General features: G+C 67.5%; 25 protein-coding genes. 6 read left to right on the forward strand and 19 right to left on the reverse strand.

Translation table 11 applies throughout. The annotated features are described in order from the left end of the window. Window positions 1–8: 8 nt before the first annotated feature. A complete protein-coding gene (locus EX20_RS30240; protein WP_331281127.1) occupies window positions 9–575 on the reverse strand; it encodes a PhzF family phenazine biosynthesis protein in 567 nt (188 codons plus the stop codon). Here EX20_RS30240 and EX20_RS29830 point away from each other — a divergent pair. Beyond that, the gene (locus tag EX20_RS29830) at window positions 541–726 is read left to right on the forward strand and encodes a hypothetical protein (protein WP_051974378.1); all 186 of its coding nucleotides are present in this window, start codon (window positions 541–543) and stop codon (window positions 724–726) included. The genes EX20_RS30240 and EX20_RS29830 overlap by 35 nt on opposite strands. Here EX20_RS29830 and EX20_RS04085 read toward each other — a convergent pair. The 18 genes from EX20_RS04085 to nifH all read right to left on the reverse strand — a co-directional run bounded on the left by EX20_RS04085 (window position 693) and on the right by nifH (window position 15,788). After that, complete coding sequence (locus EX20_RS04085) at window positions 693–1,508, reverse strand: TOBE domain-containing protein (RefSeq protein ID WP_034192731.1); 816 nt, start codon at window positions 1,506–1,508, stop codon at window positions 693–695. The two genes, EX20_RS29830 and EX20_RS04085, sit on opposite strands and share 34 nt — an antisense overlap. 12 nt (window positions 1,509–1,520) lie before the next feature. Then, window positions 1,521–2,300 (reverse strand): ATP-binding cassette domain-containing protein, encoded by a 780-nt coding sequence (locus EX20_RS04090; protein WP_034192732.1) that lies wholly within the window; start codon window positions 2,298–2,300, stop codon window positions 1,521–1,523. A 12-nt stretch (window positions 2,301–2,312) separates the two neighbouring features. Next, complete coding sequence (modA, locus tag EX20_RS04095) at window positions 2,313–3,065, reverse strand: molybdate ABC transporter substrate-binding protein (protein ID WP_014725877.1); 753 nt, start codon at window positions 3,063–3,065, stop codon at window positions 2,313–2,315. Window positions 3,066–3,080: 15 nt separating this feature from the next. Then, the gene (modB, locus tag EX20_RS04100; RefSeq protein WP_014725876.1) at window positions 3,081–3,755 is read right to left on the reverse strand and encodes a molybdate ABC transporter permease subunit; all 675 of its coding nucleotides are present in this window, start codon (window positions 3,753–3,755) and stop codon (window positions 3,081–3,083) included. Between the two features lie 353 nt (window positions 3,756–4,108). Continuing rightward, window positions 4,109–4,651, reverse strand: a complete 543-nt coding sequence (locus EX20_RS04105; protein ID WP_011880159.1) for a DUF2325 domain-containing protein — start codon at window positions 4,649–4,651, stop codon at window positions 4,109–4,111. A gap of 2 nt (window positions 4,652–4,653) precedes the next feature. After that, complete coding sequence (locus EX20_RS04110; protein ID WP_011880158.1) at window positions 4,654–5,271, reverse strand: globin family protein; 618 nt, start codon at window positions 5,269–5,271, stop codon at window positions 4,654–4,656. 99 nt (window positions 5,272–5,370) lie between these two features. Next, window positions 5,371–5,958, reverse strand: a complete 588-nt coding sequence (locus tag EX20_RS04115) for a nitrogen fixation protein NifQ (RefSeq protein WP_034192733.1) — start codon at window positions 5,956–5,958, stop codon at window positions 5,371–5,373. A gap of 14 nt (window positions 5,959–5,972) precedes the next feature. After that, window positions 5,973–6,281: a ferredoxin III, nif-specific gene (gene fdxB / locus EX20_RS04120; RefSeq protein ID WP_011880156.1), complete on the reverse strand. Its 309-nt coding sequence runs from the start codon at window positions 6,279–6,281 to the stop codon at window positions 5,973–5,975. 16 nt (window positions 6,282–6,297) lie between these two features. Beyond that, window positions 6,298–6,489 (reverse strand): CCE_0567 family metalloprotein, encoded by a 192-nt coding sequence (locus tag EX20_RS04125; RefSeq protein WP_011880155.1) that lies wholly within the window; start codon window positions 6,487–6,489, stop codon window positions 6,298–6,300. Between the two features lie 23 nt (window positions 6,490–6,512). Continuing rightward, window positions 6,513–7,004, reverse strand: a complete 492-nt coding sequence (locus EX20_RS04130; protein WP_014725872.1) for a NifX-associated nitrogen fixation protein — start codon at window positions 7,002–7,004, stop codon at window positions 6,513–6,515. Beyond that, the gene (gene nifX, locus EX20_RS04135) at window positions 6,997–7,413 is read right to left on the reverse strand and encodes a nitrogen fixation protein NifX (protein ID WP_011880153.1); all 417 of its coding nucleotides are present in this window, start codon (window positions 7,411–7,413) and stop codon (window positions 6,997–6,999) included. The genes EX20_RS04130 and nifX overlap by 8 nt, the downstream gene beginning before the upstream one ends. After that, complete coding sequence (gene nifN, locus EX20_RS04140) at window positions 7,410–8,822, reverse strand: nitrogenase iron-molybdenum cofactor biosynthesis protein NifN (RefSeq protein WP_034192734.1); 1,413 nt, start codon at window positions 8,820–8,822, stop codon at window positions 7,410–7,412. Before nifN ends, nifX begins: the two co-directional genes overlap by 4 nt. 20 nt (window positions 8,823–8,842) lie before the next feature. Beyond that, the gene (gene nifE, locus EX20_RS04145) at window positions 8,843–10,336 is read right to left on the reverse strand and encodes a nitrogenase iron-molybdenum cofactor biosynthesis protein NifE (RefSeq protein WP_014725870.1); all 1,494 of its coding nucleotides are present in this window, start codon (window positions 10,334–10,336) and stop codon (window positions 8,843–8,845) included. A gap of 306 nt (window positions 10,337–10,642) precedes the next feature. Continuing rightward, a complete protein-coding gene (locus EX20_RS04150; RefSeq protein ID WP_034192884.1) occupies window positions 10,643–11,122 on the reverse strand; it encodes a hypothetical protein in 480 nt (159 codons plus the stop codon). 268 nt (window positions 11,123–11,390) lie between these two features. Beyond that, window positions 11,391–11,711: a hypothetical protein gene (locus tag EX20_RS04155; RefSeq protein ID WP_011880149.1), complete on the reverse strand. Its 321-nt coding sequence runs from the start codon at window positions 11,709–11,711 to the stop codon at window positions 11,391–11,393. Window positions 11,712–11,724: 13 nt separating this feature from the next. Beyond that, window positions 11,725–13,284, reverse strand: coding sequence for a nitrogenase molybdenum-iron protein subunit beta (nifK, locus tag EX20_RS04160; RefSeq protein WP_011880148.1), 1,560 nt, complete (start codon window positions 13,282–13,284; stop codon window positions 11,725–11,727). A 76-nt stretch (window positions 13,285–13,360) separates the two neighbouring features. Further along, window positions 13,361–14,824 (reverse strand): nitrogenase molybdenum-iron protein alpha chain, encoded by a 1,464-nt coding sequence (nifD, locus tag EX20_RS04165; RefSeq protein WP_014725867.1) that lies wholly within the window; start codon window positions 14,822–14,824, stop codon window positions 13,361–13,363. 82 nt (window positions 14,825–14,906) lie between these two features. Next, complete coding sequence (nifH, locus tag EX20_RS04170; protein ID WP_011880146.1) at window positions 14,907–15,788, reverse strand: nitrogenase iron protein; 882 nt, start codon at window positions 15,786–15,788, stop codon at window positions 14,907–14,909. 373 nt (window positions 15,789–16,161) lie between these two features. Here nifH and EX20_RS04175 point away from each other — a divergent pair, with 373 nt between their 5' ends. The 5 genes from EX20_RS04175 to EX20_RS04195 all read left to right on the forward strand — a co-directional run bounded on the left by EX20_RS04175 (window position 16,162) and on the right by EX20_RS04195 (window position 18,924). Further along, window positions 16,162–16,590, forward strand: coding sequence for a group II truncated hemoglobin (locus EX20_RS04175; RefSeq protein ID WP_011880144.1), 429 nt, complete (start codon window positions 16,162–16,164; stop codon window positions 16,588–16,590). Between the two features lie 43 nt (window positions 16,591–16,633). Then, on the forward strand, window positions 16,634–17,242 hold the full coding sequence (locus tag EX20_RS04180) for a hypothetical protein (RefSeq protein ID WP_034192735.1): 609 nt from the start codon (window positions 16,634–16,636) through the stop codon (window positions 17,240–17,242). 145 nt (window positions 17,243–17,387) lie between these two features. After that, window positions 17,388–17,930 (forward strand): ankyrin repeat domain-containing protein, encoded by a 543-nt coding sequence (locus tag EX20_RS04185; protein ID WP_011880142.1) that lies wholly within the window; start codon window positions 17,388–17,390, stop codon window positions 17,928–17,930. Continuing rightward, window positions 17,927–18,160, forward strand: coding sequence for a hypothetical protein (locus EX20_RS04190; protein WP_034192736.1), 234 nt, complete (start codon window positions 17,927–17,929; stop codon window positions 18,158–18,160). Before EX20_RS04185 ends, EX20_RS04190 begins: the two co-directional genes overlap by 4 nt. Further along, window positions 18,157–18,924 carry an ankyrin repeat domain-containing protein gene (locus EX20_RS04195; RefSeq protein WP_034192737.1) on the forward strand — a complete coding sequence of 256 codons (768 nt, stop codon included), beginning with the start codon at window positions 18,157–18,159 and terminating at the stop codon, window positions 18,922–18,924. Before EX20_RS04190 ends, EX20_RS04195 begins: the two co-directional genes overlap by 4 nt. Window positions 18,925–18,935: the final 11 nt, after the last annotated feature.

An 18,935-nucleotide genomic window follows, 5' to 3' on the forward strand; every position in this document is an offset into this window, starting at 1 on the left:
TGACCATTTTATAGGGTCAGCCGCGCCCGCACGACCGCAATGCCCGCGACGTGCACGCGGTCTTCCCCGTCCTCAACGATCAGGCGGCCGCCGCGCGGGGGGCCCTGCAGCGCCGACAAGCGACGCCGCTCCAGACGCCCGGCCCAGAACGGCGCCAGTTTGCAATGGGCCGACACGCATACCTGAACCTCGTTCACCCCGAGCGCGGGAAAGAAGGAACGGGACACAAAATCGACGCCGGTGCGCCGGCTGGGCGCCGTGACGACATGGCCGCGGCAGTCGAAGGTCTTCAGCGCGTCGAAGCCGGGCGTGAGCCCGCTTACCGTTTCCTCCGAATCAGCAGCACCAGAAAGTCGTCGACCGCGCGCGCGAAATGGTGGATCGTCGAGCCCAGCGCCGCGTGGAGGCGCGGCGGTAGCGCGGCGGGCGTCGTATGCATGCAGCGGTCCGCACTGGGTATGAAAGCACAGCGGACCGCTTGCCCGAACCTGCTCGACATCGTACAGATACCCCATCGTCGCGATGGTGGCGTGACCGCAGATGTTCAGCTCGGCGCCCGGCGTGAACCAGCGTATTGCGTGGTCGCCCGGCTACCGTTCGATCACGAAGGCCGTGGTCGGCAGCGTGAGCTGCGTGGCGATCGCCTGCATCCGCACGGCCGGCGGAAAGGCGCTCTTCACCACGATGACGCCTCAAGCCGCCGCCACCGCCACCATCACCGAATAAGCCTTGAACACCGCCGTCGCCGGCTGCCCCACGACAAGCCCCAACGCATCGACCGCGTCGTTCGTGACGCTCGACGTCACGTTCACACCACCCGCCAGCGTCACGACGACGAGCGACGTCGTCGCGCCGCGCTCGATCCGCGAGATCGACCCGCTGAACTGATTGCGCGCGGACAGCACATAGCCGGCGAAATCGGCGACCAGCACGACGGCCGACGACTTGATCAGCGCGATCGCGTCCTGCCCTATCTTGAGACCGAGCCGCTTCGCCGCGGCCGTGGTCATCGTCGCAACGATCTCCTGATCGCCCGATATCTTCAACGTCACCTGGGTCGTGACCGGTCCATCGCTGACCGCAGCTATGGTTCCCGAAAACTGATTGCGAGCGGTGGTTTTCACTGCGATTCTCCTGAGTAATCCGGACAGCGCCGGAGATTGAACCAGCCATGCTTCCTGTTCCCGCAGGAACCGTCGGGTCCTCACCTGCAGCACCCGCCATGCAGACAGCAACTCCCGTCCGGCCGGCGTAAGTCGTGTACCACCGCCGCCCTTGCCTCCCGTCTCCGTCGTGAACAACGGCTGGCTCGCGAGATTCGACGCGCTCTCGAGCACCAGCCACGCGCCCTTGTAGCTATAACCGGCTACGCGCGCCGCACGGTTGATCGAACCCGTGTTGTCGATCGCTTCCAGGAGCGCGAAAAACCGCCCATCGAGGCGGCCCGCGAGCTTCAGCTCGCCGATCAACAGCGTCGCATCGTTGCGCGTACCACTCGTCTCTCGCATCCGTCCGCCGCGTCAGTCGATCGCGGACGCCCGCAGCAAGCCGCGCACACGCTGTTCGTGCGGCGTCGGCGGGCGCGCGTCCGCGCACATGCGTTCCAGCGAAGTCGCCACGCCGCGCTGCACGTCGACCTCGCGCACCGCCCGGCCCTGCTCGATCACGAACGCAACGTCGGCAAGCGCCACCACATCGTCGACGTCGTGCGTGATCATCATCGCGGGGATCTGCCACTCGCGGAGCACCTCGTCCAGATAGCGTCGCAAGTCCCGTCGCAACGGTGGATCGAGCGCGGAAAACGGCTCGTCGAGCAACAGCAGGCCGGGCTGGCACGCGAGCGAGCGCGCCAGCGCGACACGCTGCCGTTGCCCGCCCGACAGCCCGTCGGTCCGGCTGCCGGCGAGCGACGCGAGACCGAAGCGCTCCAGCAGCTCGTCGACGCGCCCACGCGCGTCGTTCGACAAGCGGCGTCGATACCACGTGGTCAGCCCGAACGCGACGTTCTCGCGCACCGACAAATGCGGAAACAGCGCGTAATGTTGGAACAGGCAGCCGATGCCGCGCCGCTCGGGCGGCACGTCGATTCCGCAGTCCGCGTCGAACAGCGTGCGCCGGTTGACGCGCACGTGCCCTCGTCGCGGCGCAAGCAGCCCGGCGACGGTCTGCAGCGTCAACGACTTGCCGGCGCCCGACGGCCCGTAGAGCGCGATCACGCGCGCGTCGGACGCGAAGCGCATCGCGAGCGCGAAACGCCGTGTGCCGTCCGACACCGCCACATCGAAGTCGACGTCGATCACCGGTGCGCTCCGTCACGCATGCGTGAAGCCGTACCGCTTCAGGATCGCCTGTGCGTCCGGGCCGAAGAGATACGCGATGAACGCCTTCGCGAGCGCAGGCGCGCTGCTCGCGCGAACGGCGACGACCGGATAAACGACGGGATCGTGGTCATCCACCGTCTGCACGACCGCGACCCGATCGGGCATCAGCATCGCGTCGGTCCGATAGACGAAGCCCGCGTCGGCCTCGGCGCGCGCGACGTAGTCGAGCACCTGCCGCACGCTGTCGGACTCCACGATCTTCGGCCCGAGCGCGCCCCACAGCTTCGCGCGCTCGAGCGCCTGCTGCGTATACCGGCCGCATGGCACGGTCGCGATCTTGCCGATCGCGATCCGTCGCACGGCCGGGTCCGCTAGCGCGGCGAGCGACTTCACGGGCGACGCGTCGCCGGCCGGCACGACCAGCACCAGCGTGTTCGTCGCGAGCGTGCGCTGCGTCGCGCCGTCGAAGATGCCCGCATCGATGCCGTGCGTGACGGTCGCCGCATCGGCGCTGACGAATACGTCGACCGGCGCGCCCACGCGGATCTGCTGAAGCAGCGTGCCCGATGCGCCGAAGTTCATCCGCACCGTCACGCCGGGATGCGCGGCTTCGAAGCGCGGCACGATTTCCTTGAACGCATCGGTCATGCTGGCCGCGGCCGACACGGTCAGTTGCTGCGCGAGCGCGACGACGGGCGCGAGCACGCACAGCAGGCTCGCGAAGCATCGAATCATTGATTTCATGAATCCCTCTCCGGCTCAACGTAGTGTGAAAAAGCGCTTGGACAACACGAGCACCGCGACGGACAGCACCGACGTGACGCACGCGAGGAAGAACGCGGTGCCGTCGCGGCCATCCTGCATCGCGTCGTAAATCGCGAGCGACAGCGTCTGCGTCTCGCGCGGGATGTCGCCCGCGATCATCAAGGTCGCGCCGAACTCGCCCATCGCACGCGCGAACGCGAGCAGCGCGCCGGCCAGAATCGCCGGCCATGCGAGCGGCAGCGTGACGCGCACGAAGGTCGAGAATGGCGACTGCCGCAGCGTGCGCGCGACCGCCTCGAGCGAGCGGTCGACGCCCGCGAACGCGGCGCTTGCGGATTTCAGCACCAGCGGCAGCGCGACGATCGTCGACGCGAGCACCGCGCCGTGCCAGTTGAACACGAAGGTGTAGCCGAACTGTTCATGGAGCCAGCTGCCGAGCGCGCTGCGCCGGCCCGCGACGATCAGAATCCCGTAGCCGATCACGGTCGGCGGCAACACCAGCGGCAACATGCAGGCGGCTTCGACGATCGCGCTCCCCGGAAAGCGACGGCGCGCGAAAAGCCAGCCGAGCGCGATGCCGGCGATCGATGCGAGCAGCGTCGCGAGGCTCGCGACTTTCAGCGACAGCAACAGCGGCGGCCAGTCGATGCGTTGTAGGAAACCCGACATTTGCGACACCTTTCGTGATGAACTCGGCTACATCACCGACGTTGCAAGATGCAGGCCATCCTCCATCGCGATGCGTCGGCCCGCAGGAAAGCCTCAACTTCGACCGAGGCGCGCCGGGAGCCGCGCGAGCGCCCTGCGCAGGTTCGAAGTCACGCGCGGCCGGCTCGAGCAGCTGCCGATGCGGGCGGAGCAATGCGGCCACGCGACAAATCGGCGCTGCGCAGCGTGCCAGGCCGCCGAACCCGGCGCTCGTCGCCACACGCGTTCTCGACATTGAGAAAGACACCGGGGCAACGTAACGAAACCGACATGTCCGATTCCTGACATGACACGAATGCCGTGCAGCGCCGGTGTCATCCATGACGCGGACACACGCATGCCGCCGCACGCGCCGCGCGCGAGATGCGTTGCGCCTTCAGCACACCAGCGATGAAGCTGGCGACGCTCGACGTGCGCAGCGCGATCCAGCGCACGCGACGGCGCGCGCAGTGTGCGCGCAGCGCGGCGAGCGAGTCGGGATCGATCGTGTCGAGCGGACACAGCACCGCGTCGGCGCGTTGCAGCAGCGCCGCGAACTGCTGCGCGCGTGGGCCGCCGTCGTCGTCGATCCGCGCCACGTGATGAACGAATTCGCCGCCCGACGCGCTCGACCATGCGCGCAATACCGCGTTGCTCCCCGGCCGCCCGCCGACGTAGACGAAGCGGCGGCCGACCAGCATCGCCGACAGCAAGTCGCCGTCGAGCATGATCTGCTCGACCGCCTGCAGTTCGTGCGCGAGGCTTGCCGCATGCGCGCGTACCCGCGCGAGACGCGCGAGCGCTTCGTCGTGCTCGCGCAGCGATTGCGACGCGCGCTGCGCGCTGCGCTCGAGCGCGCACATCGCCGGCCGCGGCATGATCAGCGCGCGCCGGTGCGATCCCGGCCCGGCGGGTCGGGCTGCGCAGGCGGCATCGCGAACCAGCTTTGCACGGTGTCGTACGAATAGCGGGTCAGTCGGTCGTGCCGCGCATGCGGCGCGAGCAGTTGCACCGACAGCGGTTCCGCCCAGCGCCAGAAATCCGCGCGCAACGCGCTCGGCAAGCCGACGTCGTCGAATGCATGCCACAAATGCACGAGCCACAGCTCCCGCCCCTCCTCGTCGAGCAGCAGCGGCAGCCCGGCGCCCGCCTGCAGACGCGCGTGACGCTGACTGAAATACAGCGGGCCGCCGCACGATTCGACGACGAAGTCGGCGACGCGCTCGACGATGCAATCGAAGCAGTCGCCGGCACGTGCGAACAGCGGCGTCGTCTTCAAGCGCGCCATGTGGCACGCCACCAGATCGCGCAGGCCCGCTTCCGTGCAGATCGCGAGCAGCCGGTGCGGCGGAGCGGGCAGCGTCGGGCATACGGTCGGCCCGACGGCGTCGCGCCGCTCATGTGGAAAAGGCGCGGCCGGCCATTGCAGCGTCCGATAGCAGGCGCGTGTACACGGCGTCCAGCGTGCGCGGGGCGTGGCCCCCGGGTTCGGGTTCATGAGCGTGTCGGCTCCCTGTTCGGTTTGTCGGTTATATATCGCGCTACATAACGATGTCCGAAACGAAGCAGGTTCCGCGCCACATCGCGCGAAACGCCGCTATTCCGGTCCGAAGCAGTGCGCGTAATCGGCGCACGCGCCGCAGCTCGGCGCCTTGCAGACGAACAGTCCTTCGCGCTCGCACAGCTGCTTGTAAAAGAACTTCTTCCACTTCATGTCGCGCGTGTTCTTCGCGGCGAGCCGTGGAAACCACCGCCCGATCAGCGCGGACAGCTCGCGGCGCGACGGCAGCAGCAAGTCCTGCCACAAATGGTTGTCGCCCGCGCAGGCGGCCGCCAGCACGTGGGCGACGCAGCGCGCTTCGTCGCGCGTGCCCGCATCGGAGTCGGCGTGCTCGACGAAGAGCGCGACCAGATCGTCGAACTCGTCGTCACGCGGCGTGTGCGGTTGCGTGTGCATCGGCGGCAGCGCAGCGCCGGGCGACTCGGCGCACGCCGCGAGTGCGGCCCGTGCGCCCGGAAACCAGCGATCCAGCACGCGACTCGTATCGGTCGAGTCGAGCCCAGCGGTCGTCGCGGCGTCGGCCTCGCCGCGTGCAAACGCCACCGCGAGCGGGCCGACGAACGCGAGCACGGTCGGATCCTGCGCGTCGAGCGCACAACGCATCAGGATCGCGCGCACGTCCATCGCCGCTCGCCCCGTCAAACCTGCGCCGCCGCGTGCGTATAGCACTTCTTCGGGCAGATCTTCGCGCACGCGGTGCAGCCGATGCACAGCTGCCGGTGCGCGATCGTCATCACCTTCTTCTCGTACTCGTCGTCATCGTCGCTGTCGCTGTCGAGCGCGACGTGCTCGCCGTCCTCGTCGACGCCGACCAGCTCGAGCACGCCGCGCGGACACACCTTGAAGCAGCGGCCGCAGCCGATGCATTTGGCCTCGTCGAGCGTGGACACGAACGTCGGCGTCCAGGTCTCCCCGCTCGGCAGCTTCACGTTGAAGGTTTCGCTCATGGTCGGGTGCCTCGCGTCACGCGGCGCTCGCCTTGCGCGCTTCCATCAATGCGGCATGCGCGTCGTGACAGCGCTGCGCGACGGCGAGAATCTGCTCCCAGTTGGTCGGCAGTTCCTCGGACAGGTCGTGCAGATCCATCTTCGCCTGCGTCGCCTGGGCATTGAGCTTCTTCAGGCGCGCTTTCAGTTCGTCGGCTTGGTTGGTCATCGATTTTCTCCGCGTTGCGCCGCTCACGCGCCGTACTGCGCGACGGCCGGGTACGCGCGAATCATTTCGATCGCATCGTCGAGGAACTTGCCGCCCGCCGCCGCGAGCTTCTCGAGCGACGGAAAGCCGAAGCGGTGCACGTCGCGCAATTGCTTGTTGACGACGACGAGCCGCCCCGCGATCAGCACCATCCGGCCGAAGCCCTCGTGGCTCATCTTCATCATCGGCGACACCATCTGGCGCGTCTCGCGTTCGATCGCGACTGCAACCGCCGCGTAGAACAGCTCGAGCCGCCACAGCGTCTCCGGGTCCGGGTCGCCGATGATCGGAATCGCGCGCCGCTCGTCCGCGCTCAGAATGAACGGCTTCAGCAGTTGCAGGTCGCTGCGGTTCTCCCAGGTGCCGTGCAGGTCCTGTGCACGCAGCTGCTTGATCAGCTGCTGCACGAACGGCGTCGCGAGCAGCGCTTCGTCCGCGGCCGCGTCGGGCGTCGTGTCGATGGTGGCGTCAGCCATGTGATACCTCGTCGTCTTCGTCGAAATCGAATGTGCGCCCGCCGTCCTTCGCGAGCGCCTTGCGCAGCCATGGCGGCGGCGTGCCGTTGAGCACCTCCTGCAGCTTCACCAGGATCTCGCCGATCGGTTCGGGCTGCGGCACCTTGATCGGATGGATCTTCAGTGCGACGACGCGCGCCGCGCCCGAGCCGCCGATCGCGGCGACGTACAGGATCGCGCAGTCCCTGATCGCGTCGAGCTTCGGGGCGAGCTTGTCCTCGTCGCCGTCTTCCTCGAGCTTGCCGCCGAACTCGAACGATTCGACGAAGGTATGCCCGTCCGGCCGCACGTCGTACGTGACGATGCTTTTCGCCCAGCCGAAATGCGCGTCGACGTGCTCTTTGTCCTGGGTCGCGAAGGCGATCTTCATGCGGTGTGCTCCTGGTCGAATATCGGTTGGGCGACGATCGGAATGTCCAATGTGCGCGCGGGATCGCGCGCCGCGAGATCGACCGCGTGCGGCGGCAGCGGCCAGTCGCCCGGGCCGTGATGCGCAATCCGCTCGATCATCAGGTTCGCGATCTCGAAGATCAGGTTCATGGTGCCGCGATAGCCGACCTGGCAGCGGTGCGCGTTGCCGATCCGGTCGAACACCGGGAAGCCGACGCGCATCAGCGGCTTGCCGAGCCGCTCGGCCATCTGCCGGCCGTGTGAATGCGTGATCAGCAGATCGCAATCCGCCGCACGCTGCTCCAGGTCCTCGAGATCGCCGAGCAGCACGTGTGGCGCGGGCAGCAGCGCGTGCGCGGCCGACGCGGTCGTGCTGACGCAGCAGCGCAGCTCCGCGCCCATCTCGTGCAGCAGGCAGCCGAGCGCGAGCAGCAGGTCCGGCTCCGCACCGAGCGCGACCTTGATCCCGCCCGTGTAGAAGTGGCCGTCGAGCATCGCGTCGAGCAACTGGCTGCGTTGCCGCCGATACTTGTCCGGCACCGGCCGCCCGGCGAGCTGCGCGAGCCGCACGAGCAGCCGGTCGTTCGGCTCGAGCCCGGTGAGCCGCTCGAAGATCTCGAACGGCGCGCCGGTCAGCGCATGGAGCGTCTCGGCCGCCATGCGCGTCTGCTCGCCGACGCCGATCGTGAACGCGGACGCGCCCGCCGCCCGGATCTGCTCGAGCGTCGTGCCGCCGAGCGTCGTGCCGCGCCAGTCCGGCGCGATGTGGCCGTCGAGCGAGCCGGACAGGTCCGGCAGCACGATCGCGTCGAGCCCGAACGCCGCGATGATCTCGCGCAGCTCGTCGATGTCGGCCGGCGACAGGTGGCTGCCCGGCAGCAGCGTGACCTGCCGCGCGTTCGCCGGCAGCGGCTTCACGAGCGCGCGCACGATCGCGGCGACCGCAAGCCGGTAGCCGTCCTCGAAGCCGCCGACGTAGTCGGGCGTCGACACGTAGACGATCTCGGTATCGTCGAGCTCCGGCTTGCGCTTGCGTACGGTCCGCAGATAGCCTTCGACGTCGTCGCCCTTGGTTTCGGTGAGCCCCGTCGAGCAGATCGCGATGATCTTCGGCGCCGCGCGCTTGCGGATGTTCAGCAGCGCCGTCTCGATGTTTTCGTAGCCGCCGAGGATCGTGGTGACCTCGTTCATCGCGGTCGTCTGCAGCGGGATCGCCTCCTTGAAGTGACGCACGAGCAGCACCAGGCCGAACGACGTGCAGCCCTGCGAGCCGTGCATCACCGGCATGCACGCGTCGAGGCCCATGAACGCATAGCTCGCCCCGAGCGGCTGGCTCATCTTGAGCGGATTGACCGCGCAAGCCTTTTTCGAATCGACGACTTCAGCCATCGCATCTCTCCCCGGCCGGCTCAGGCGACGACGCCCGGTTCGAGCCCCATCGCCCACGCATGCACGCCATGCGGAATCGGTGCCGATGCGGCCGCGGCACCGGCGCGCACCGCGCCGAGCGTCTCGCCGTCGTCGCCCCACGGCGCGGGGATCCGCACCTGCTGCCACACCGGGTTGAAGATCGCGCGATCGATCTCGTGCACGAGCTCGACCATCCCTTCGTAGCCGCCGTACGGATGGTGGCGCTCCTGGTTGATGTCGAGCCACGGCATGCGGGCCTTCAACGCGACGAACTGCGAGCGCCCGCCCGACAGCATGATGTCGGCCTTCGCGTCGCGCAGCATCGCGTACATCTCGCGCGGCGTCATGTCGTCGATCATGTGCGCGTCGTCGCCCATGATCTCCTTGATCTTCTCCTTGTCTTCCTTCGTGCTCTTCTTGACGCTGGTGCCGACGATCTCGAGCCCCGCCTCCTGCAGCGCGGCGACCACCGACCACGACTTCACGCCGCCCGTGATCAGGAGCACGCGCTTGCCGGCGAGGCGCTTCCTGTAGTGCGCGATGCGCGCCCACGCGCGCGCTTCCTCGCTCGCGATCAGACGCTCGGCGCGCTCGACGAGGTCGTCCGGCGCGCCCTGCCGCACGAGCAGCGTCGCGATCTGCCGCAGCGTATCGCTCATGTCGCCGATCCCGTAGAACGAGCCCTCGAAATACGGAATCCCATAGCGCTGCTGCATCCGCGTCGCGATGTTGATCATCGACTTCGAGCACACCATCATGTTGACCTTCGCGCGATGCGCGCTCGCCACCGCGTCGTAGCGGCCGTCGCCGGAGATGCACGACAGGATGCGCACGCCGAGCGCATCGAGCAGCGGCTTGACCTGCCACAGCTCGCCGGACAGGTTGTATTCGCCGATGATGTTGATGTCGTAGGGCGTCGTGTAGTCGGGCTCGCGCGTGCCGATCACGTAGTCGAGCAGCGCCTCGCCGCCGAGCTTGTTGCCGAGGTTCTTCGGCCCCGCGAAGCCGGGCGAGTTGACCGGAATCACCGGCTTGCCGAACTTCTCGGTGGCGCGCTTGCAGACGGCCTCGATGTCGTCGCCGATCAGCGCGGTCACGCAGGTCTGGTAGACGAACACGGCGGGCGGATCGTACTTCTCGATGATTTCGCGCACGCTTCGGAACAGCCGCTTCTCGCCGCCGTAGACGACGTCGAGCTCGTTGATGTCGGTCGTGAAGCCGGTGCGGTACAGCTGCGAGCCCGACGATGCCGAGTGCCGGTTGTCCCACGAGTTGCCTTCGCACGCGATCGGGCCGTGCACGAGATGCGCGACGTCGACGATCGGCTGCAGCGCGATCTTCGCGCCGTCGAACGCGCAGCCGCCGGCCGCCGCGCCGGGCGAAAGCTGTTTCGTGCAGCCCTTCTTGCGTGCCTTCTCGCTCTTGTCCTGGTTCTTGTCGCAACCCGGTTCGTCGAACACTTCGGCAATCTTGGCTTTCAGCGATGCGGACATGACGGGTTCCTCTCAGGTTCGTGCAACGGGATATCCGCAAATTCCATACCATGCGGCTCGGCCCCATGAACACCGTTCGATGCGGTCTGACGGGGCGCGCGCGTTGTCGGGATTCGGACGCGCTTTGGACGGTTTTGAACGGAACCCGACAACGCGCGAGTCGCGCTCGACCGGCGAATGCTGTAAGGCGCAGCGCCGGTGCGAGCGGGCGATCGCTCGTTCCCGTATCCGGTCGCGAAAGCGTTCGCCGACGCATCGGCCGGAGTTCGTTCCGTTCGCCGTTTCTTCATGTTCGTGCGCCGCCCGTCAGTTGTCGTCGGCCAGTACGTCGAGCGCGACGAGCTGCTCGTACAGCGCCCGCCTCGCCCGCCAGTTTCGCTCGCCCGCCACGCGCGGATCGCCGCCCTCGAACGCGGCGAGCGCGTCGTCGTCGGTCCAGTACACGATGGCTGCGCCGCGTGCGGCGAGCGCGGCCGCCGCCGCGTCGCGCAGCGTGACCGGCTGGTTGCCGCAGACGCCGCGACCGAGCACGTAGTCGGCCCGGTAGAGCGTCGCGTCCCAGCCATAGGCATCGCCGAGCGCGCACAGCGCCGGATACGCGGCGCGCAGCGCCACGCCGGGTTCGGCGCCGTCGAACGCGAGCAGCTCGCGCACCGTCGGCGTGTCGTGGATTTCGTCGCGCGCGAGCGGGTCGGACGCCGCCACCTTGCGCGCAAAATCGGCGTCGTCGTACGCGAACCATGCGTTCGGCGCGCCGGCTTCCGGCAGTTCAAGCACGTAGATCACCGCGTCCTCCTGGCGCCATCCGGCCGCTGCGGCCACGGCGCATGCGTCGGGCCATGCATCGCGGCCCGGCGATGGCCGATCGCTGCCGCGGCGCACGCCGTCGAATCCTCGTCACGCGCGCCGCTCGCTCGCCGCGCCAAAAAAAAGCCGCCCCATACCGGCGGCGGGCCAAATTTCGCGAGGTAAAACCCTGTTGGACCGACCGACCGATCGCGCCGCGACCGAGCGACGCCACGTCGTAACGCCGTCGTATCGCAACGGCCGGCGCTCACTCGACGCCCTCTGCTGCCGTCTTCGCCCATACGGCCTTCCGGATGCGCTGCGCGATCCCTTGCGGGCTCGCGTCGAACGCGCGCTGCGCGGCCGACAGCGCGCCCTGCGCGATCGCGGCCTCGTCGTGCGTGAGCGGCAGGCGCCCCGCCACGTGCGTGGCGCCGCGCACCGTGCGCGCGATCGCCTGGCGGTTCGGATGCTCGCCCAACGGCACCAGATGATCGGTCTCGCGCACGCCTGCGAGGCAGACCCAGCCGTCGATCACCTCGACCTTGCGGCCGTCCTGCGTCGTCTTGACGAGTACCCGTTCCGTCATCGCCGCCTCCGTGTCAACGGATGATGTCGTAGCTGTAGTCGGTCTTCGACGGCACCATCGTGTTCGCGTCGAGCGCTTCGAAGAATTCGTCCAGCAACATGATCAGCGTGCGCAGCGCGCCCGCGTAGCCCCAGGTCGGATAGCGGTGGTAGTGGTGGCGATCGAAGATGGGGAACACCATGCGCACGAGCGGCGTCTTCGTGTCGCGCTCGAGATACTTGCCGTAGGTGTTGCCGATCAGGAAATCCACGGGCTCCGTGAACAGCAGCGAGCGCATGTGCCACAGGTCGCGCTTCGGATACACCTTGCAGCCCGCGCCGTACGGCGACGCGTCGAACATCGCCTGCACCTTCGCCGCCCATGCCTCGTTGCCGTTGGTCGCGAGCACGTGCGCGGGCTCCGCGCCGAGTTCCAGCAGGAACTGCGTATAGCCGAGCATCTGGTCCGGATCGCCGTACAACGCGTAGCGCTTGCCGTGCAGGTGCGCCTGGCTGTCGGCCATCGCGTCGACCAGCTGGCCGCGCTCCTTCTCGAGCTCCGCCGGGATCGGCTTGCCGGTGACGCGCGAGATTTCCATCAGGAAATGATCGGTGCCCGCCACGCCGACCGGCGCGTTCAGCACGACGACTTCCTGGCCGTGCTCGGCGATGAACTTGCTGGTCTTCTCGCAGCAGTACTCCTGGAACACGAAGGTCGCCTTCGCGTGCAGCGCGCGTTCGACCTCTTCCTTCGTCGTGCCGCCCTCGTACATGCGGAACTCGCCGTCGGTCGGCGTGTTCCAGGTCTCGGACGGATCGCAGATCACGTTGACCTTCACGTCGAACAGCGCGAAGATCCTGCGAATTTCGGCCATGTTGCCGACGACGAAGCCGTCGAAGCCGCCGATGAAGTTCACGCTGTCGTCGGGCACGCGCACGAGCGGCGCCGCGCTGCCGGCCTTGCCGTCCCAGAAGTGCTTGAGGATGCCGAGCAGCGAATTGTCGTAACCGGTGACGTGGCTGCCGACGAACGCCGGCGTATGGGCGAACGGCACGTCGTAGTCTTCCGGCACGCTGCCCTTCTGCTTGCTGTTCTTGATGAACGCATCGAGATCGTCGCCGATCACCTCGGCCATGCAGGTCGTCGACACCGCGATCATCTCGGGCTTGTAGAGGTTGTATGCGTTCGCGAGGCCGTCGATCATGTTGTTCAGGCCGCCGAACACCGCCGCATCCTCGGTCATCGACGAGCTGACGCACGAGGTCGGCTCCTTGAAGTGGCGCGAGAAGTGCGAACGGTAATACGCGACGCAGCCCTGCGAGCCGTGCACGAACGACAGCGTCTTGTGAAAGCCGTTCGCGACGTACACCGCGCCGAGCGGCTGGCACGCCTTGGCGGGATTCACGGTCAGCGAATCGCGCGCGAAGTTCTTCTGCTTGTAGTCCTCGGTCTTGGTCCACTCGACGATCTGCTTGACCGCCTCGTCGGGATGGTTGAACTCGAATTGCTCCTTCTTCGTGCGGAAAATCTCCTGATACTCGGGTTCGCGGAACAGCAACTCGTGATCGAGGATCTTGTCGGCGGATTGTGGCATCACGTACTCCTGATTCAGTCGTCAAATGGGCGATGGGCGCGGTGCCGGCGTCTGCAGCGAGCGTCGGCGGGCGGGGTCAGGCGGCCTTCTTCCACGGCGCCTTCGCGAGGCTCCAGACCGGGCTCGAAATCGCCATGTCCATGTCGCGCGCGAAGATCGCGAAGCCGTCGTAGCCGTGGTACGGGCCCGAGTAGTCCCAGCTGTGCATCTGCCGGAACGGCACGCCCATCTTCTGGAACACGTACTTTTCCTTGATCCCGGAACCGACGAGGTCCGGCTGCACCTGCTCGACGAACTGCTCGAACTCGTAGCCCGTCACGTCGTCGTAGATCAGCGTGCCGTCCTTCACGTAGTGCGTCGTGCGCTGGTAGTCGTCGTTGTGGCCGAACTCGTAGCCGGTGCCGACCACCTCCATCCCCAGGTCCTCGTATGCGCCGATCACGTGGCGCGGACGCAGGCCGCCGACGAACAGCATCACCTTCTTGCCCTGCAGCCGCGGCTTGTACCGTGCGATCACGGCGTCCATCAGCGGGCGGTACTTCGCGATCACCTTCTCGGCGTTCGCCTTGATCGTGTCGTCGAAGTGGCTCGCGATCTCGCGCAGGCTCTTCTCGATCATCGTCGGGCCGAAGAAGTTGTACTCGACCCACGGAATCCCGTACTTCTCCTCCATGTGCCGGCTGATGTAGTTCATCGAGCGGTAGCAGTGCAGCACGTTGAGCTTCGCCTTCGGCGTGTTCTCCAGCTCGGCGATCGTGCCGTCGCCCGACCACTGCGCGATCACGCGCAGCCCGATTTCCTCGAGCAGGATGCGGCTCGACCATGCGTCGCCGCCGATGTTGTAGTCGCCGATGATCGCGACGTCGTACGGCGTCGATTCGAACGCGGGGCGCTTGTCGGGATCGGTCTTGTCGAACACCCAGTCGCGGATCGCGTCGTTCGCGAGGTGGTGGCCGAGCGATTGCGACACGCCGCGAAAGCCTTCGCAGCGCACCGGCACGATCGTGTGACCGGCGTATTCGGTCGCCTTCTTCTTCGACACCGCCTCGATATCGTCGCCGATCAGGCCGATCGGGCATTCGCTCTGGATCGAGATGCCCTTGTTCAGCGGAAACAGCTGCTGGATCTCGTCGATGATCTTGTCGAGCTTCTTGTCGCCGCCGAACACGATGTCCTTCTCCTGGAAGTCGGACGTGAACTGCATCGTGACGAACGTGTCGATGCCGGTGGTGCCGATGTAGTAGTTGCGGCGCGCCGCCCACGAGTACTGGCCGCAGCCCACCGGGCCGTGGCTGATGTGGATCATGTCCTTGATCGGCCCCCAGACGACGCCCTTCGAGCCCGCATACGCGCAGCCGCGGATCGTCATCACGCCGGGCAGCGACTTGATGTTGGATTTCACGCCACAGTCGGGCTTGCCCTCCTCGAAGGTACCCAAATGCTTGGCGCGCCGCTTGGCCATCTTCTCCGGATAGGCTTTCAGCACTTCGTCGATCAGGGCCTTGTTCGCGGCCTTGCGCTCTTCAACCGTGGCGGTCATAGCATGCTCCATATGTGAGGTCGTTCTCCACTGCGCGCCCCGCCGCGCGCGCCGCGCGGCGGGGCATGTCGCGCGACGCGCGTTACGCGGTCAATTCCGACGCGGTCTTGCCGACCTGCGACTCGTCGATCGCGCTCATGATCCCGTGCTCCATCAGCAGATCTTCGAGCTGGTCCATCGTGATCGGCGTCGGGATCGTGCCGTTGCCCGCGTTGTTGTGAATCTTGTTGGCGAGCTGGCGATACTCGTTCGCCTGCTTCGAATCCGGCGCGAACTCGATCACCGTCATGCGACGCAGCTCCGCGTGCTGCACGATGTTGTCGCGCGGCACGAAGTGGATCAGCCGGGTGCCGAGCATGCCCGCCAGCGCTTCGGCGAGCTCGAGCTCCTTGTCGGTCTGACGCTCGTTGCAGACGAGGCCGCCGAGGCGCACGCCGCCGCTGTTCGCGTACTTCAGAATGCCCTTCGAGATGTTGTTGGCCGCGTACATCGCCATCATCTCGCCCGACATCACGATGTAGATCTCCTGTGCCTTGTTCTCGCGAATCGGCATCGCGAAGCCGCCGCACACCACGTCGCCGAGCACGTCGTACGACACGTAGTCGACGCCGTCATACGCGCCGTTCTCCTCGAGGAAGTTGATCGACGTGATGACGCCGCGCCCCGCGCAGCCGACGCCCGGCTCCGGGCCGCCCGACTCGACGCAGCGAATGTCCTTGTAGCCGATCTTCATCACGTCCTCGAGCTCGAGATCCTCGACCGAGCCGGCCTCCGCCGCGAGCGACAGGATCGTGTCCTGCGCCTTCGCGTGCAGGATCAGGCGCGTCGAGTCGGCCTTCGGGTCGCAGCCGACGATCAGGATCTTCTGGCCCAGATCGGTCAGCGCCGCGAGCGTGTTCTGCGACGTGGTCGATTTGCCGATGCCGCCTTTGCCATAGAAGGCGATTTGCCGAAGTTGAGACATTGCGTGCTCCACATTGAGAAAAGAGGTTGAAACCAGGGTTGCGAAATCGCGACCATGTCAGCCTGCCGTGTCCGTATCGCCTTTGGTCTTCTTCTGTCGCACCGCGCATCGGCCAGGAGTTGTCCGCAGTCCAGCAATTGCAGCTTCCGTGCCAACCCGCACGACATTCGTTGCAACGCCCGTCGCGACGGGCCGGCTGCACGCGGCGCAAGGTCGGCGCCGGCTTCCTTCGTCGTGTCGGATTCCCGACAAACGCCGCGCGCAGCGTCGCAAACGACACGCAGTTGTCGCGCATCCGTGCGTGGTTTTGTCCGCTTCGTCCGCTGCGGCCCGGCGCATCTCGCCTGGTACGGTTGTTGCACCAAGCGGCTTCATGAACACGCCCGCCCACTCCGCTCATTCGCTTCACGCGGCGCACGCGCCGCCGTCGCCTTTCGATCGTCTCGGCGGCGCAGCCGCGCTCGCGCGCATCGTCGATGCGTTCTATCGCCAGATGGACACGCGGCCCGATGCCGCCGGCATCCGCGCGATGCACGGCGCGGATCTCGGCCCGGTGAAGACGGTGCTCGTCACCTATCTGTGCGAGTGGCTCGGCGGCCCGCGTCACTATTCGGCGCAGCGCGGGCACCCGCGTCTGCGGATGCGGCATCGCGCGTTCGCGATCGGCATGGCCGAGCGCGACGCGTGGCTCGCCTGCATGCGCGCGGCGCTCGACGAATGCGGCGTCGAGCCGGCACTGCGGGATGAACTGATGCAGGCGCTCTTCAAGCTGGCCGACTGGTTGCGCAACACCGGGCGATGACGTTCGCCCTCACCTTTGACGACGACACCGAGGATTTTTCATCATGACCGAAGCGCTCACCCGCACCACGCTCGACGACACCGCGTTCGCGCGGCTCGAAGCCGAAGGCCGTCTGCTCAACCCCGTGCTGAAGGGGCTCACGAATACCTTCGGGCGGGTCGGATTCCGCGGCGAACTCGCGCTGCGTTTCGCGGCCAAGCTCGCCGACGAAGCGCGCCCGCCCGAGCTGACCTGCGATCAGGTGATGGCCGTAGCGACCTTCGGCGAGCCGCACCTGCCGTTCTTCGCGGGCTTCCTGCTGAGCTTCGAATATCTGAAGGACGTCGCCGAAGTGCTCGGCGACACGTTGAGCGCCGCCGGCAAGTACTTCCTGTTCTGCGACAACATCGACCTGAGCAAGCGCTACCAGGTGCCATACAAGGGCGCGATGTTCTATGTGCTGCCGATTCTGGAGAGCACCGTCTACAACGAGATGCTCGAGCTGCTCTATCTGGAGAAGAGCGAGCTGAAGAAGAAGGACACCGCCGGCAAGCTCGACGCCGTCGCCGACGCGGCGCTCAAGTTCGACGTCACGTTCGACACGATCACGTACGCGGAAGGGCTCGAACTGATGGGGCCGGTGCGCAACCCGAACGAGAACCGGCCCGTATGAGCGGCCGCGAACCTGTCGATTCGGGCCTCGCGCGCGAGCGGGCCTGAGCAACGTGGGGCGGCCCGGCGTTTCCCGCGCGCCGGCATCGGCGCCCGCGGCGCCGCTTGGCCGAACCCTGTCCGTCAACCGGAGCCGGAGCACGACCATGTCCCTGCACAGTTCCTTCGTCGCACGCCGCGGCGGCAACCTGCGCGCGGTGCGCGACGACGACCCGCCGCGCCCACGGATGCCCGCCGCGCTCGCCACCTGGCTCGCGTGGCACGACTTTCCCGATCTGCACTCGTGCGGCATCGGCGGCGTCACGCCGCTGATGCTGGCCGCGCTGCAAGGCGAGGACGGCGTGCTCGACGCGCTGCTCGCGCACGGTGCGCGGCTCGACGCGCTCGACGACGCCGGCAACGGCGCGCTGTGGTATGCGTGCATCGGCGGCGCGCCGGCGCCGATCCTGCGGCTGATCGAGGCGGGCGCCGACGTCGACCACGCGAACGACGACGACGTCACGTGTCTCATGCAGGCGGCCGCGAGCGGCCGGATCGAGGTGATGCAGCTGCTGCTGTCATGCGGCGCGAGCGAGACGCTATGCGCGCCGGACGGCCGCAGCGCGCGCGACATGGCCACCGATCGTGCGCTGCAGCTGCTGCGCGAATCGCACCGGCTCGCGCATGCGACGCAGGACGACGCGGCATGAGCGCGTGTGCTTCGCGTCGCCCGGCTTCGGGTTACACGCTCGCCGATGCGGCGGGCGCGATCGATCATCTGCTCCGGACGGTATTCCGGCACGAGCGCCATGCAGCCGAACCGAGCCGTGACGCACACCGCACCGCGTTCCGGCGCGATGAGGGCGCGCCGCTCGAACCGCTGCCGCTCGCGGACGCACGCGTCGTCGGCACGCGCATGCAGCGCGAGCGTTCGCAATGAAAGGCCAGCGCGTCTTTCGACGTCTCACGGTCAACGAGCTCGGCGCGTGGCGCGGCCGTCATCCCGATGCGCTGGTGCTCGACGCGCGCGATGCCGACAGTCATGCGCGCTCCGGCTGGCCGGACGCCGTGCGGCTGTCACGCGACAACCAGGACGAGCTGTTGCTGCGCACGCGGCGCGGCCGGCCGATCCTGATCTACTGCCATCGCGGCAACGCGAGCCAGGCCTGGGCGCGCATGTTCGCGGACTTCGGCTTCACGGTCGTCTGCGACCTGATCGGCGGGCACGCGGCATGGGCCGCGAGCGTTGCCGGCGCGAACCCGTCCGGCAGCCCGGTCGAGCCAGCGCTTGCCGCGCGGCTCACGAGCGTCGGCTTCGTCGGCCCGAGCGCGCGCGACGCGCACGACAACACGCCGCTGATGGTTGCCGCGTGGCGCGGCGCGCGCGACGCCGTCGACGCGCTGCTGGCGCACGGCGTGGCGGTCGATGCGATCAACGCGGACGGCAACAACGCGCTGTGGCTCGCATGCGTGCATGGCGACCCGGCCGGCATCGAGCGGCTCGCGCGGGCCGGCGTGCCGCTCGACCATGCGAACGTGACGGGCGCGACCTGCCTGATGTACGCGGCATCGTCGGGCAAGGCCGAGGTCGTCCGTGCGCTGCTCGCGCTGGGGGCCGATCCGGCGATCCGCTCGCGGGACGGCTTCACCGCCCTCGACATGGCCGCGACGGCCGAATGCCTGCAATTGCTGCGCCGACTCTGATGAAGGATCTT

It is taken from the genome of Burkholderia sp. WP42 (assembly GCF_000745665.1).
In the GTDB taxonomy this organism is placed as follows: Bacteria; Pseudomonadota; Gammaproteobacteria; order Burkholderiales; family Burkholderiaceae; genus Burkholderia; species Burkholderia vietnamiensis.

Coding starts and splice junctions, on each gene's coding strand:
- EX20_RS29830 (WP_051974378.1), top strand. CDS start 541: ATGTTCAGCTCGGCGCCCGGCGTGAACCAGCGTATTGCGTGGTCGCCC.
- EX20_RS04085 (WP_034192731.1), bottom strand. CDS start 1,508: ATGCGAGAGACGAGTGGTACGCGCAACGATGCGACGCTGTTGATCGGC.
- modA (WP_014725877.1), bottom strand. CDS start 3,065: ATGAAATCAATGATTCGATGCTTCGCGAGCCTGCTGTGCGTGCTCGCG.
- modB (WP_014725876.1), bottom strand. CDS start 3,755: ATGTCGGGTTTCCTACAACGCATCGACTGGCCGCCGCTGTTGCTGTCG.
- EX20_RS04105 (WP_011880159.1), bottom strand. CDS start 4,651: ATGCCGCGGCCGGCGATGTGCGCGCTCGAGCGCAGCGCGCAGCGCGCG.
- EX20_RS04110 (WP_011880158.1), bottom strand. CDS start 5,271: ATGAACCCGAACCCGGGGGCCACGCCCCGCGCACGCTGGACGCCGTGT.
- EX20_RS04115 (WP_034192733.1), bottom strand. CDS start 5,958: ATGGACGTGCGCGCGATCCTGATGCGTTGTGCGCTCGACGCGCAGGAT.
- fdxB (WP_011880156.1), bottom strand. CDS start 6,281: ATGAGCGAAACCTTCAACGTGAAGCTGCCGAGCGGGGAGACCTGGACG.
- EX20_RS04125 (WP_011880155.1), bottom strand. CDS start 6,489: ATGACCAACCAAGCCGACGAACTGAAAGCGCGCCTGAAGAAGCTCAAT.
- EX20_RS04130 (WP_014725872.1), bottom strand. CDS start 7,004: ATGGCTGACGCCACCATCGACACGACGCCCGACGCGGCCGCGGACGAA.
- nifX (WP_011880153.1), bottom strand. CDS start 7,413: ATGAAGATCGCCTTCGCGACCCAGGACAAAGAGCACGTCGACGCGCAT.
- nifN (WP_034192734.1), bottom strand. CDS start 8,822: ATGGCTGAAGTCGTCGATTCGAAAAAGGCTTGCGCGGTCAATCCGCTC.
- nifE (WP_014725870.1), bottom strand. CDS start 10,336: ATGTCCGCATCGCTGAAAGCCAAGATTGCCGAAGTGTTCGACGAACCG.
- EX20_RS04155 (WP_011880149.1), bottom strand. CDS start 11,711: ATGACGGAACGGGTACTCGTCAAGACGACGCAGGACGGCCGCAAGGTC.
- nifK (WP_011880148.1), bottom strand. CDS start 13,284: ATGCCACAATCCGCCGACAAGATCCTCGATCACGAGTTGCTGTTCCGC.
- nifD (WP_014725867.1), bottom strand. CDS start 14,824: ATGACCGCCACGGTTGAAGAGCGCAAGGCCGCGAACAAGGCCCTGATC.
- nifH (WP_011880146.1), bottom strand. CDS start 15,788: ATGTCTCAACTTCGGCAAATCGCCTTCTATGGCAAAGGCGGCATCGGC.
- EX20_RS04175 (WP_011880144.1), top strand. CDS start 16,162: ATGAACACGCCCGCCCACTCCGCTCATTCGCTTCACGCGGCGCACGCG.
- EX20_RS04180 (WP_034192735.1), top strand. CDS start 16,634: ATGACCGAAGCGCTCACCCGCACCACGCTCGACGACACCGCGTTCGCG.
- EX20_RS04185 (WP_011880142.1), top strand. CDS start 17,388: ATGTCCCTGCACAGTTCCTTCGTCGCACGCCGCGGCGGCAACCTGCGC.
- EX20_RS04190 (WP_034192736.1), top strand. CDS start 17,927: ATGAGCGCGTGTGCTTCGCGTCGCCCGGCTTCGGGTTACACGCTCGCC.
- EX20_RS04195 (WP_034192737.1), top strand. CDS start 18,157: ATGAAAGGCCAGCGCGTCTTTCGACGTCTCACGGTCAACGAGCTCGGC.